The 13666-nt window shown below is 74.4% G+C and carries 7 protein-coding genes and 1 pseudogene; 1 reads left to right on the plus strand and 7 read right to left on the minus strand.

The features are described 5' to 3' along the window. Positions 1-19 precede the first annotated feature (19 nt). Positions 20-1786: a glycoside hydrolase family 43 protein gene (locus JS756_RS28880; RefSeq protein WP_205386181.1), complete on the minus strand. Its 1767-nt coding sequence runs from the start codon at positions 1784-1786 to the stop codon at positions 20-22. Positions 1787-1953: 167 nt separating this feature from the next. Between JS756_RS28880 and JS756_RS28885 the strand changes: the two genes are divergently transcribed. Further along, the gene (locus JS756_RS28885) at positions 1954-2952 is read left to right on the plus strand and encodes a glycoside hydrolase family 26 protein (protein WP_205386182.1); all 999 of its coding nucleotides are present in this window, start codon (positions 1954-1956) and stop codon (positions 2950-2952) included. 106 nt (positions 2953-3058) lie between these two features. On the opposite strand, the gene JS756_RS37085 is transcribed toward JS756_RS28885, so the two are convergent. The 6 genes and pseudogenes from JS756_RS37085 to JS756_RS28915 form a co-directional block, all read right to left on the minus strand. Then, the gene (locus JS756_RS37085; RefSeq protein WP_240204522.1) at positions 3059-3778 is read right to left on the minus strand and encodes a VHL beta domain-containing protein; all 720 of its coding nucleotides are present in this window, start codon (positions 3776-3778) and stop codon (positions 3059-3061) included. Continuing rightward, positions 3717-4991, minus strand: coding sequence for a TIGR02679 family protein (locus JS756_RS28895; RefSeq protein ID WP_205386184.1), 1275 nt, complete (start codon positions 4989-4991; stop codon positions 3717-3719). The genes JS756_RS37085 and JS756_RS28895 overlap by 62 nt, the downstream gene beginning before the upstream one ends. Beyond that, positions 4988-9184 (minus strand): TIGR02680 family protein, encoded by a 4197-nt coding sequence (locus tag JS756_RS28900; RefSeq protein ID WP_205386185.1) that lies wholly within the window; start codon positions 9182-9184, stop codon positions 4988-4990. The genes JS756_RS28895 and JS756_RS28900 overlap by 4 nt, the downstream gene beginning before the upstream one ends. A gap of 488 nt (positions 9185-9672) precedes the next feature. Then, positions 9673-10956, minus strand: a pseudogene (locus JS756_RS28905) (TIGR02678 family protein); the annotation flags it as partial. After that, positions 10953-12506, minus strand: a complete 1554-nt coding sequence (locus tag JS756_RS28910; protein ID WP_205386186.1) for a TIGR02677 family protein — start codon at positions 12504-12506, stop codon at positions 10953-10955. The pseudogene JS756_RS28905 and the gene JS756_RS28910, both read right to left, overlap by 4 nt. 210 nt (positions 12507-12716) lie before the next feature. Continuing rightward, entirely contained in the window at positions 12717-13553 is an 837-nt protein-coding gene (locus JS756_RS28915; RefSeq protein WP_205386187.1) for an NAD-dependent epimerase/dehydratase family protein, read from the minus strand. Positions 13554-13666: the final 113 nt, after the last annotated feature.

Here is a 13666-nt window from a genome sequence, read left to right on the forward strand (position 1 = left end):
CCGTGGCGGGTCCGGGCGCTCATGCCCGCGGCTCCATGGGAAGGGGCAGCACGGGATCCGGACCGTCCGGGGCGGAGCCGTCCTCGGCGTCGTGGTAGACCGGTGCGGCGAAGTCGGCCGGCCATCCGGAGCCGGTCAGGTCCTGCGCGCACACACCGACGAACGCCCCGGTGAATCCCCAGCTGGAGTAGTGCCCGGTGGCGGGATCGCCCACCGTGGCGTACTCGTCGGAGAGCCGCCCGCTGTCCAGGACAGGACCGATGGGGAACCACTCCTCGCAGCGGCCGAGGTCCCACAGGGCCCACTGGAAGCGGGCCTGGTCGTCCCGCACCACCAGACGCAGAACCACCAGCCCCGGTCCGACGGCCACCGGGTCGGCGGTCTCGGAGTACTTCCCGCGGTCGCAGACCGCGACCCGCAGTACCCGGCCGAGGTCCTCGTCCCAGGTCAGGTGGAGGTAGTGCCACAGCTCGGTGTTGTAGAGGTGGACCAGGCCCGCCATCTGCCGCGGTGAGCCGGGCCAGGCGGAGACGGTGACGCGGAAGTCGAAGCGAGTGTGCTGCTGGCGGCGGGCCACGACGCTCTGCCGGTGCCGTGAGGACAGCGACTCGCCGCCCCGCAGGCGCAGCCAGCCGGTACGACGGGTCAGCGACAGCCAGGAGGGGTCCTCGTGCCGCCGCAGGGTCATCCACTGCGGAGCGAGGACGCTGCCCGCGCCGAACCCGTCCGGGTTCTCCTCGGGCAGCTCGGCAGCCCGGGACGACGGCTGCTCTGCGGCCGCCGGCGGCGCCGGCACCAGCAGGGACGGCGTGCCCTTCCCCGCGGTCCCCGCGACACGGGGCCAGCCGTCGGCGGTCCAGTCGACCTGCTGCAGGGCCGTCTCGCGCCCCAGGACGCAGGCTCCGCGCGAGGTCAGCGGGCGCGCGGTGAGGTGCGCCAGGTACCAGTCGCCCTCAGGGGTCTCGACAAGGCTGGCGTGCCCGGCCTTCTGCAGCTCCAGTTCGGGGCGGTGGGCCGAGGTCAGCAGCGGGCCCGCCGGGTCCGGCCTGTAGGGGCCGCGCAGTGAGCGGGACCGGGCGACGGTGACGGCGTGGTCCCAGGAGGTGCCGCCCTCGGCGGTGACGAGGTAGTACCAGCCGCAGCGGCGGTACAGATGGGGGCCCTCGGTGCAGCCGAGGGAGGTGCCGGTGAAGATCCGTTGGACGGGGCCCACGACCTTGCGCAGCACCCGGTCGTACTCCTGCAGGAGGATGCCCGCGAACGGGTTGGTGCCGGGGCGGTGGTCCCAGTCGACCCACAGCAGCCAGCTGCGCCCGTCGCCGTCCGGACCGGTGTCGTGGAAGAGGGACGGGTCGAAGCCGTGGCCGGGCAGCGGCACGGGGTCGGACCACGGGCCGTCGACGGACTCGGCGACGGTCACGAAGTTGCGGACGTCCTTGAAGGCTCCGGCGAAGCTCTTCACGTCGGAGTAGACGAGGTGGAACAGCCCGTCGGCGTAGGACAGGCAGGGGGCCCACACGCCTCCGGAGTCGGGGTTGCCGGAGAGGTCGATCAGCCGGGGCTCGCGCAGGACGCCGCCGTAGGACCGCCAGTTCACGAGGTCCGTCGAGTGGTGCACGGTGACGCCGGGCAGCCATTCGAACGTCGAGGTGGCGAGGTAGTAGTCACCGCCGACCCGCAGCAGGGACAGGTCCGGGTGGAATCCGCGGAGCACCGGGTTGCGGATGACGTCCGGCTCGGCGTCGGCGGGTCGGCGGGCGGTGCCGGTGGTCGGCGCGGCGGTCATGTGGCTCCTGTTCCGGGGCGTCGGCCCGCGCCCGGTGGGGCGGGGCGCAGGGCGGTTCGGGGTGCGTGCGGCGCTGCGGGCTCAGCCCTTGACCGCGCCGGCCATGACACCGGAGACGATCCGCCGGGCCAGCAGGGTGAACAGCACCAGGACCGGCAGGACCGTGGGTGAACAAGGGCCACCGCGATTACGCCACCTTCCTCGCGGACCGCGGCAAGACCGTCCAGGTCGGCATCAGCTGGAAGGACAACCCGCCCGGCTTCGACGGCGGCGACGAGAGCACCAAGGCGGCCCGCTCCCGCAAGGTCACCCAGGAACTCGCCGACGGCGCCTACACCGACCGCTTCACCACGCTCGTCGACTTCGTCAACGCCCACCCCGACGCGACGTTCCTGCTGCGGCTCGACTACGAGGTCAGCAGCTACTACCACTGCACCGACAGCAGCTGCTCCTCGTACAAGAACGCCTTCCGCACCCTGCGGAACATGTTTCGCAGCAGGACGCACCAGGACAACGTCCGCTTCGTCTTCCACCCGGTCCGGGGCGAGTACGCGACGATGTACCCCGGTGACGACGTCGTCGACGAGATCGGCGTGTCGGTCTTCGCGCACGAGCTGTGCATGCCGATCCACGACAACGGCTATCTGTACAACGGCACCCCGCCGGACAACTACGACACCGGCACACTGCAGTGCCGCAACGCCTACATCGGCAAGGACCAGCACGGCAACGACGCGGCCGTGTGGAAGAACTGGGACTACGACGGCAACGTCCTGAAGATGATGAAGTTCGCCAAGGACCACGGGAAGCACATGGTCGTGTCCGAGAGCGGCATGATGAACTTCACCGCCGACGGCTCCTCCACCCGCGGTCTGGAGCAGAACCGGGGAGCCGAGTGGACCAAGCGGCTGTTCGGGCTGCTGAACTACTCCGGCCCCGTCCCGAACCTGTCCGGGACGTACGACCTCTCCGGCGTCATCCGCACCGTCACCTACATCGACCTCGACTTCCGCTACGGCTGGGACGGCAAGAACGACGGCTCGTTCGACTTCCCCGTGAACAGCACCTGGTTCGTCGACGGCCGCCTGTCGCGGTACGGCCAGGCCAAGGACGCGTTCTGCACCGGGCTGCGCGACCGCGGATTCACCACCGGCTGCCGCACCTGACACCGGCGGCCCCGGGCCGGGCGCCCGGCCCGGGGGCGGTGCTCCTCCCTCGCGCCGGGCGTCCACGCCCGGGCCAGTGTACCGACGGCGCCGGTCCGGGTCCTGCTCAGCGGAGCACGGCCCGGGCCGGCGAACTCGACGGCAGGTAGGCCGCCCGGATCTCCCCCGCGTCCGTGACGGCCGCCCAGGGGTGGGTGACGAAGGTCTGCTGGACATAGGAGTCCCCGTCGACGAGCGTCGCGTAGAGGACCGGCTTCTGGTCGTAGTCGATCCAGAACACGCGAAGTCGCACACCCGACACGTTGATGAACTCGATGTACGTGCTCTGCCGGCTCTCGACCGAGCGGAGGTCTTCGGCCTCGGAAGAGGGAAGCGGAGTCCGTCGACTCGCTGAGCGTGCCGTATTCCGCCGAAGGTGGCGTGATGTGCGAGTAACTCGCGGGCCGCGACCGGGAGGGCTTTCCGCCTTAGCGGCCCACAAGAACGAGTGCTTCCCTTTCCGGCGCCCGGCCTGATTCCGTCGAGAAGACCGTGCGCCTCGTCGACGAGGACGGCGGCACCGCCGGTGCGGTCGTCGCCGACGCCTCCCGGCCCGAGGACATGGATCGCCCGGTGCACACCACGGCGGAACGCCACGGCGGTCTGCACGCCGCGCACAACGACGCGGGCGTCTTCGGCAGCCCGCCCCCTGGTCGGGGACCTGGACCTCGCCCCGCCCCGGCCCCTGCGGGCGACGGTGCCGCGCCGGGTCCAGGGCGCGAAGCTCACGAGTGGGCGGCGCCGCGCTGCCGCGCAACAGTGCCGGCGAGGTCGTCCAGAAGCACATCGGCCACCAGTTCCTCGACGACGGCGGAACCGTGCTCCGCCATGGCCCCGGCCAACTCGGCGTCCCACGGTGCCTCGGTGATGCGACCGGGCCGGGGACCGCGCGGAGTGCGCGCGACCGCCGCCCGGTAGTCGGCTGCCGTCATGCGCCAGGGGCGCGCCGGCGTCTTGTCCATGACGTACGCGGCGATGCGGATCCCCTCGCCGTCGAAGTCGCCGTGGTGGCGGAGGACGGCGCCGTGCTCCGCGAGCATGCGCAGGAGCCCGATCGCCGCGCTGTTGGGCCAGCCCGAGGTGCACACGAGCGGAGGGCAGTCAGGGCCGAACCGCCGTACCGCGAGAGCCAGGACGCTGGGGTTCTCCACGGCGTGCACGACGGGCACGGGATCGGCGGCGAGCGCGAACTCGCCCGGGGCACGGAGTTGGGCGAGGGTCAGGCAGGCCGCCTGTCCGGCCTCGGCGCAGACCCGGGCCACGCGCGCGAGGGGGCCGTCGCCCAGCGGGCGCAGTCCACCGACCAGAACGGTGGCGGACAGGTCGTCGGCGGCGACACCCGCGCGCGCCCACAGGGCCCGCCGGTCCGCTGCCGACCGCGGCGGAACGGAGTCGTGCAGGGCTGCCAGGGCACGCAGGACGTGGCCCGCCACAGGGGTGCCGTCGTCGAGGGCGTGCGCACGGCCGTCGAGGACCCGGGCGGCGAAGACGGGCAGTGGTTCCGCCGGGGCGGGCAGCTCGGCGAGCACCGTGAGGACGTCGGCGAGGAGGGATCGCGTGCGTTCCACCGAGCCGCCGGCCAGACCGGCCGCCCGGCAGGAGGCGGCCCAGTCGGACAGCGCCGGCTGCGCCCGCACGGTGGCATGGCCGTCGAGCCAGCTCCACAGTGCGGCGCGATCGGACTCCCGGCGGCGCCGGTCGGCCGCGCGGTCCCCGAGCGGGCCGACGAGCGCGGTCACGGTTTCCCGCACGGTACGGCCGGACAGCTCCGTCACGGCTTCCTCCAGCCGGACCATGACGACGGTGGGCCGGGCCTCCGGCAGCCGGTCCAGACCGAGCAGGTCGGCGAGGGCCTCGCGCTCGGTGTCGTCGAGCGGTCCGAGGCGCACCCGTGCGACGGGGCGGCCGGAGGAGAGGCGGTCGTGGACCGTGTGCCACAGCGGCCGGAGTCCGGGGCGGCGCAGGCTGTCCTCCCCCGGGCCCCGTCCGGCGCCGGTCATCCCGCCTCCAGGTCGCTGCCGGTCCAGACGAAGCGGGCACTGGTGACCGCCTCGTCGTCCCCGTCGGTGAGGAGTTGGTGGACGGCGATGCCGGGCAGCTCCCCGTAGGTGCACCATTCATGGTCGGAGGTGACCAGGAGGTCCAGGTCGAGTGCCGTGAGCAGGGCGAAGACCTGTCCCCGGTTGACGGTGTCGACCCCGACGAAGACCTCGCCCAGCAGGATCGGCCGCGGGGCCAGCGGCACCGCCTCGTAGTGGGCGGCGACGGCGGCGAACAGCGGCAGGTGCAGGGCGATGGCCTTCTCCCCGCCGGAAAGCGCACCGTGCAGCTTCTTGGTCAGCGGCTGCCAGCCGGTGCCGTTCGCCCGGTCGAGGCGGACGGTGAAGCGGTGCCACGCGGTGTAGTCGAGCACCTCGCCGAGCTGTTCCTCCCAACTCGCGGCGGTGTCGCTGCCCTTCGCCTCCTCGATCCGGGTGCGGAAGAACGCGTGCAGGGCGTCCCGGTCGGACTCGGTGACCCGGCCGGGATCCTTCAACAGCAGCTGACGGGCGGTGCGGGTGCTGTCCGGAAGATCCGGGCGCACGTCCCAGACGAGCTGGACGGCGACGTTGGAAGCGGTACGGACCCGCTCCAGGTGCCCGTTCATCCGGTCGACGAGATCGCCGGCCTGCCGGATGCGGGCCGCGAGGTGGCGGCGGATGTCGCCGGTGAGGATCTGGTCGAAGAGGCGGCGCTCGGCGCCGGTGATGTCGTCCCGGCTGCGGTCGCGCTCCTGGGCGAGCGTGGTGAGCAGGCCGGTGGCCCCCACGCGTACGCCGTCCAGCGTCGCGGTGAACAGCTGGATGTCGTCGTCGGGTTCCAGGTCCAGGTCGGCGCGGGCGCCGAGGCGCCGGCGGGCCTCGTGGACGGCCTCGGAGAGGCGGGTCGCGGCGTCGCCCAGGTTGCGGGGGGCGTGCGGGATGCCGGGCCACTGGGCGGCCGTGGCACGGGCGGCCTCCAAGGTGGCCCTGGTGCCGTCCCCCGTGTCCGGTCCCGGTGCGACGCCGGCGTCCTGCGCGAGCCCCGCCCGGCACAGGTGCCGGAAGCGGTGCGCCGCCCCGTCGCGGACCGCGACGGCCAGTTCCCGGCGGTCGGCGTCCTGGGCGCTCGTGGCCCGCAGTCCTCCGATGCGGCCTTCCAGGCTCAGCAGGAGATCGGCGGCCCGGGTGGCCTCCTCACGGCAGCCGCGCAGCTCGGCGCGGGCCGCGGCGACGCGGGCGACGATCTGCCGGTAGTCCTCGCCGACGGTGGCCTCCACCGCCTCCAGACGCGCCGTCAGCCCCGCCGCCTCCGCCTCGGCGGCGACTGCGGCCTCGGCGTGTCCGTCGGCGGCCCGGCGCGAGCGCGCCGCCTGCGCGGCCGAGCGGCGGGCCCGGTCGGCGGCGGTGGCGGCCGTGAGATGGGTGTCCACCCAGGTGTCGGCGGTGTCGCGGAACCGGTCGACGTGGGCGGAGAGTTCCCGCAGCCGGTCACGGTCGGTCGGCAGCCCGTGTTCCGCGGCCAGGCGGCTGAGCGTGCGCAGTGCGCCCGTCACCTCGGCCTCGCGCCGTGCCAGACGCCCGGCGGCGTCGCGTACGGCGTCGTCCCGCGCGGCCACCGTCGCCTCGGCCCGGTCCCGGTCCACCCGTCGGGCGTCGAGCGACCGGGGGCCGGTGCCGGTGACGCGGTCGGGGTAGGGCGACCGATGGTCGGGGCGGTCGGCGCGGTCGGCGTCGAGCCGGGCGCGGCGGGCGTGGAGTCCGCGGAGCCGGTCGTCGAGCGCGGCGAGGGCCGCGTTCGTCTCACCGATGCGGTCGGTCAGTTCACCGATCAGGCGCTGCCGGGCCCGCTGCCGGGCCGGGGCGCCGATGTGGGCCGGTTCCGGTTTGCTCCAGGTGCCGGTGGCGAGCGCGAGGCGCCAGGCGCCGCCGGCGGAGACGGCGGCGGGGTGGCCGGAGGGCAGGGTCGTGCCGTAGGCGACCCCGGCGAGGATGCGTGTCACGGTGTCGGGCGGGACGGGGATGTCCTTCTCCGGCGTCAGCACCTCCAGCAGGCTGGGTCCCGAGGCGGCCACGGCGAGTTCCGCCTCGGCGCGCGTGTCGTGACCCGGCAGCGAGATCCCGTCGTAGGGGCTGACCCAGGCGTCCAGGAGGCCGGACGCCTCCAGTGCCGCCTCCACCGCGGCCCGGACGGGGAGCGGGACACCGTCCCGGAAGGCGACGAGCCGCCACAGGGGCGCGCCCGCGGTCGCCGTGCGGACGGTGGTCCGGGTGGGCGGAGGTGTGGGAGGGAGGTCGCTCTCGCCGCTGAGCCCGCGGATCCTCTGTTCGAGCCGGCTCCGCTCTTCCACCAGGTTCCGGCGGGCGGCGCGGGCGGTGGCCTCGGCCGTGGCGAGCTCCTGTTCCCGTGGGCGTGCCGCGGCCTCTACCAGAGCCGTCACCTCGCTCTCGGCAGCGGCCCGGGCCAGGAGCTCCCCGGAGTCGGGGATGCAGAGTTCCGTGCAGCCCTCGGCCCAGGCGAGCAGGTGGTCCGCGTGTGCGGCGAGCGCGTCGTCCCAGGCGTCGGACGTCTCGTCCCGGCGGGCGATCGCCTCCGCGAGCCGGGTCCGGGCCTGGTCCAGCAGGTCCTCGGCGGCGCCGCGGTCGCGAACCGCGCGATCGTGGTCGTCGATCGCCGCGGTGACGAGACCGACCTGCTGCCGCCGGGCGGTGACCGCGCCGCGCAGCAGCCGGCGGGCCTGCCGGGTCCCGGCCTCGTCCGCCGTGCGGGGGATGCCGGAGGCGCCGGGACGGCGGTCGCTCGCCTCGTGTGCCGTGCCGTCGCGGAGCGTCACCGCGAGGTCGGTGTCGAGAGCGGCGCCGATCTCGCGCTGGAGGGACTCCATCCCCGCGGCCCGGGCCGACCGCAGGGCTTCGTCGGCGGCTTCGCGCGCGTGCTCGCCGAGGGTGCGGGCTCGTTTCTCCGCCTCTTCGGCGTGTGCCCGGTCCCGGTCCGCCTCGTCGCGAGCGGTCCGGGCCAGGGCGCGCTGCCGCTCTGCGGCGGCAGCCGCGTCCTCCGTACGGCGCCGCAGCCGGTCGAGTTCCGCTCCCTGCCGGTACGCGTCGCTCTCGCGCAGGCCCTCGACGGTCTCCTCCAGGGCGTGCGCGCGCCCCTGCTGTTCCTCGCGCCGGGCCTGCGCCGACTCTCGCTGGGCCAGGGCCTGTTCGAGTGCCTCGGCACTGTGGCGGGCGACGCGGGTGAGGTTGTCCATGTCGGTGGTCGCCGAGATCAGCGCGGCGGAGGCGGCGCGCAGCACCCGCCGCGCGTAGCCGCGCTGCCGGGACGCGACGGTCTCGGCGGCCGCGACCTCGTCGTCGAGCCGTTTGAGGTGTTCCCGCTGGCGGTCCAACCGCTCGAATCCCTCGGCGAGTTCGGCGATCTCCCCCTCGCCCAAGGGGGGCAGCGCACGCGACAGCAGGGTCGAGAGGAGGGACGGGTCGAGCCGTTCGGACAGTTTGGGCTGGCGCAGCTGCAGCAGGGCGGACAGCAGCGACTCGTAGCGCTGCTCCCCCATGCCGGCGAAGAGTTCGCGCCGGACGGCCGCACGGTGGTCTGCGGCCGAGGCGTGCACGGCGCCGCGCTCGCCGAGGGCTTCGGCGAGCGCGGCCCGGGTCAGCGGCTGTCCCGCCTCGTTGACGAGGGGGACGCCGTCGGGGTGGGCGATCCGGGTGCCGGTGGTGAAGTAGTCGGCGTGAACCGTGCTGGTGTGCACGCTCGCCTGGAGGCGGGCCCCACAGCCGAACCACCGCTCGGTTCCGTCGTCGCCGACGCGGCGGAACTCCATCCACACGTAGCCGACGCGGGTCTTGCCCGAGGCACCCTCGCCCAGCAGGTTCCAGTGCATGGTGCGTTCCGAACCACCGAAGGTGGACAGCCGGTTGGGTCGCAGGCTCGCGTCGAAGAGGAAGGGCAGCAGCAGTTCGAGGGCCTTGGACTTGCCCGAGCCGTTCTGGCCGCGCAGCAGCAGGCGGCCCTGGTGGAAGGTGAAGGTCTCGTCGTAGTAGCGCCAGACGTTGAGGATGCCCGCGCGGTGCGGCTGCCAGCGGCCCGGTGCGGCGTCCGCCGCTGCCGCCCGTGCGTCCGCCCGTTCGGTGGGCTCCGTTCGCCGCGGGAGGGGAAGCTCCGTCACGCTCACCGCTGTTCTCCCAACTCCGGGGCACGCCCGGAGGTCTCGCCGGGCCCCGCGGCCCGCTCGTGCCCGAGGGCGTCCTGCCCGCCCTCGCCGGTCCGCGGTACGGGGACGCCGTCCGCCGTGTCCGCTACCTGCTGCTGTACGGGTGCGTCCACCACGCCTGCTCTCGCCTCCTGCACGGGGGTGTCGTTCCTCACGTCCGCCGGCGCCTCCCGCACCGGCACGTCCACCGCGTCCGGTCGCGGCCGCTGCGCGGGGGCGACCGACACGCCCGCTCTCCCCTCCCGCACAGGGGCGTCCACCACGGCGGCTCGTGCCTCCTGCACGGGGGTGTCGTTCCTCACGTCCGCCGGCGCCTCCCGCACCGGCACGTCCACCGCGTCCGGTCGCGGCCGCTGCGCGGGAGCGACCGACACGCCCGCTCTCCCCTCCCGCACGGGGGCGTCCACCACGGCGGCTCGTGCTCCCCGCGCTGGGGCCTCCGAGGCGTCCGTTCCGACCGCCTCCTGCGCGGGGGCATCCTTCGTGTCCGCGCCGGTCGTCTCCATCAGGCGGTAGCGGTGCGCGGCCGGGCGCGCCACGACACGGCCCCCGGCCGTGCGGGCGAGACCGGTGTCCCGCAGGACCCGCACGGCGTCGTCGGACAGCCGGGCCCCGCCGTCGTCGGACTGGTAGGCCCTGGCCCAGCGGGGGAATCGGCGCAGCAGCTCAGCCCCGGCCTCGGCGAGTTGCTCGGGCAGCAGTCCGGCGGGCGCGGCGCACAACGGCTCCAGGAGGAGCAGGGCCGCGACCCGGGCGGTGGACGTGTCGTCGGGGAAGCGGACGTCCGTGGCGATCCCGTCCGGGTCCACGAGCAGGAATCCCTCGGCGCGTTCCTCCAGGAGGAAGCCGGCCTGCTCGACCGAGCGCCGCATGATCTGCCGTCCGGTGAGCGAGGTGACGTACGCCAGCTCGTCCTCGGCCAGGTCGGCCCGGTGCAGCACGGGGTCGTCGAAGAGCCGCCGCAGCACCGAGTGGCGCAGCCTCAGATTGCGCTGGGCGTCCGTGGCGGCGCCGTCGCCGCGCGACTCGTCGCCCGTTCCGTCGCCGGACGCGCCGCCGTAGCGGCGCTCCCGCGTCAGTCCGGCGAGGAGTTCCCCGAACCGCGCGGGCACCTCGTCCGGGGGCACGGCGAGCCGGGAGGCACCGACGGGCGCGGCGGGCAGCCGCATCAGCAAAGTGGCGTCGACGCGGTACAGGACCTTGGCCTCCGCGGAGGCGACGTACGCCTCGGTCGTCCCGTCCACCGCGCGCAGGACGTCGTACGACTCCAGGAGCTTCAGTACGTCGACGAACGCCGTCCGCTCCGACCGGTGGACGGGGTCGAAGGCGGTCAGCGCCCCGTCGGCCGCGGTGGCCCGGACGACGCGGTCGGCGAGCAGGCCGATGGTCGTCATCGGCAGCGACAGCAGTTCGGCCGCGGTCACGCACAGCAGCACGTAGCGCCGGCGGTCGAACGGGGCCCGGCCGGAACGGGCCCTGCGGGCCGGGCGGGAGGCGTCCGGATCGGCGCGGACCTTGGCGAGCCGGGCGTAGCCGCGGCGGGGCTCCACGACCAGGGTCCAGCCGCAGGTGTAGTCGAACCACCGGGCCAGGGGCTCGCGCCGGCGCCGCACCAGTTCGAAGCCGGCCGGGTCGGCGGCCTCGGTCAGCAGCGGGCGGGCCAGCAGGAGCCGGACGGCCCGCGCCACCTCTTCCCGCTCCGCGGCGGCCAGTTGGTTGGCGAGGGTGCTCATCCCGCGACCTCCCTCGGCGCGGCCCGGAGGGCCGGGGCGGCGCTCGCCCCGCCGGCCGCCGTGACGCGCACCACGTAGTCCGGTCCGGCCAGCGCACCCGCGGAGGTGCGCAGTACGGCGGTCCGCCCGTCGGGCGGCGGGGACAGCGCGATCTCCACCCGGCCGTCCCCCGTCGTCGCGCGGCGCAGGCCGGCGGTGTCCGGCCGGGCGGTGAGGGCCCGGCCCAGTAGATCGAGCAGCCGGTCGAAGACAGCGGGGTCCAACACTCCGAAGGAGGACAGGCGCACGGGTCCGTCCGTCTCCAGCAGGCGCCAGGCACGCGCGAGTTCCGCCCGCTCGACGCGGGCCCGCTCGGCGCGCGCCGCCCTGACGGCCGTGACGTCCCGCACCTTGGCCGTGCGGGTGAAGCGCTCCGTGCGCCCACTGGTGCGCAGCAGCGCCGACACCGCCACCGGCGGGGCGTCGGACCAGGAGTGGGACGGCGGGATCAGCTCCGGGTCGGGATGGGCGAGATGGGCGTGCCGCGCCGGGCCGAGGCCGAAGGCCGCCGACCACAGCCGGTGCAGGTCCTCCTCCGCGGGCGCCGCGGCGAACCAGCGCGCCAGTTCCCGGAAGTCCTGAACGGCGCTGGAGGAGCGGCGCCGGGACTCGTTGATCCGCTCCAGGACCTGCAGGAGCGAGACGATGGCGCGCCGGGCGATGTCGTGCAACTGCTCGATGCGGGGCCGTGCCCCGTCGTCCGGCAGGAACCACGCGCGCAGTCCCGCCCAGCGCGCCCGCCTGCGCTCCAGCCAGGCCGCCGCGGGATCCTCACCGGCGACCGGGGGCAGCTCGGCCCCGCGCAGCGCTCGCTCGCGCAGGCCGGCGGTCCCCCGCTCCTCCACCCGGGCCACGGCGGCGGCGACCGTCCGGCCGCGCCGGTCGAGGTTGACCAGGAACTCCTGGAGGTAGGCGACGGTGGCGGCCTTGACCTCGCGGAACACCTCCGGGTCCGCGCCCTCGGCACGCAGGAGGCGCTGCAGTTCGCCGTTGAACGCCTTGGTGTTCTCCACCAGCGCGTCCAGGTGCCCCTCCAGTTCGCGGAGCGTCGTGTAGATCCGGCGGTCGGCCGCGGCGGGCTCGTCGGACAGCAGGCACAGCTCGTCCAGGCGGTCGGCGATCGCCTCCAGCACGGCCGTCTGCAGCGCGCCCGTCGAGGCGAGCACCTCCAGCGCGTGCCGTACGCCCGCGAGTGCGGCCTCACCCCGCCGGGTGAGGGAGTACTGCAGGTTGCGGCGCTCGTACTCCTCGGCGGTGCGGTAGTTCTCGGCGTGGTTGTGCACGACGTCCAGAAGCTCCCACTGCACGAGCCTCGCGAGCACATCGTGCAGTTCGGCGTCGTCGACCGCCGCCGCCCAGCCCACCCCGCGCAACCGCCGGCGCACCGCGTCCAGGCCCAGCGCCGTCTCCAGGTGCTCGCCGGCCGCGCCGAAGGCGTCCAGCACCGCCCCGTACAGCTCGGCCCTCTCCCCCGTCGTGAAACGGAACATCTCCGGTGGAACCCTGCGCACGCCCGTCGCCCCTCCTCCGCCGCTCCGGCGGCATCCCGAACTCCACCGTAGAGGGCGGAAGCGGCATCACGGGCCGTGTCCCGGAAGAGGGGTGCGCGCCCCGGTCCGCGGGCTCGCACGGCTCTGCCGCGGCACCGGGCCGGGACCACCTCGTGCCCCGGCGTCGGCCTCGACGGCATGCGCGCCCCCGCCCGGCTCCGGGTCACCGGGTCAGGCTTTCACGAGTTCCTTCCTGATGAGGCTCTCGGCGGTGGCGAGGATGGCGGCCTCGGGACTGCTGCGGGGCTGCCACCCCAATACGCGGCGGGCTTTCGCGCTGGTCGTCCTCCGGGCGAAGCCGAGGTCGGGGACGAGCGTGCGGAGCTCCTTGTCGAAGAGGGAGACGAGCCGCACCACCGCACTGGGGAGGGAACGGACCGGCACGTGCCTGGCCGCGTCGTGGAGGTCGGCCCTGAGGACGGCGCCGATCTGCTTCATGGGCATCGCCGGTCCACCGGTGACGAGGAAGCGCTGACCGGCGGCCTCAGGGGTGGTCATGGCCAGCACGTGCGCGCGTGCCACATCGCGTACGTCGACGATGGGGATCCACAGATCGGGATAGCCGGGCATCGCCCCGTCGAGGATGCGCCGGACGAGGTGGTTCGATCCGGAGATCGTCCTGCCCAGCACGGGGCCCATGACGGCGACGGGAAGGATCGTGACGAGTTCCGTCGAACCGCCCTCGGCGTCGACGAAGTCCCACGCGGCGCGCTCGGAGAGCGTCTTGCTCCTGGTGTACGCGGTGGCGCCGGGTCCGTCGAGGACGCTCCAGTCCTCCTCGGTGAACCGGTGGTCGGTGGGTCGGTAGCCGTAGGCGACCGCATGGAACGCGGAGGTGAGGACGACCCGTTCGACGCCGGCGTCCCGTGCCGCGCGCAGCACGCGCAGGGTGCCTTCCCGCGCGGGCACGATGACGTCGTCCTCGTTGTCGACGTGCTCCACGTGCACGGGAGAGGCCACATGCAGCACGAAGTCGCACCCGGCGACGGCATCGGGAGCAATGCTCATTACCTGTGGATCGGCTCGGGAGGGCACACGCGGAGGGCGTACCTTCCCGAGTGATCGATTGACTGGTATCGAGTAGGCCCGCGTTGCCGCGCGGGTCGGGAAGGCACGCCCGT

Source organism: Streptomyces actuosus (assembly GCF_016921115.1).
In the GTDB taxonomy this organism is placed as follows: domain Bacteria; phylum Actinomycetota; class Actinomycetes; order Streptomycetales; family Streptomycetaceae; genus Streptomyces; species Streptomyces actuosus_A.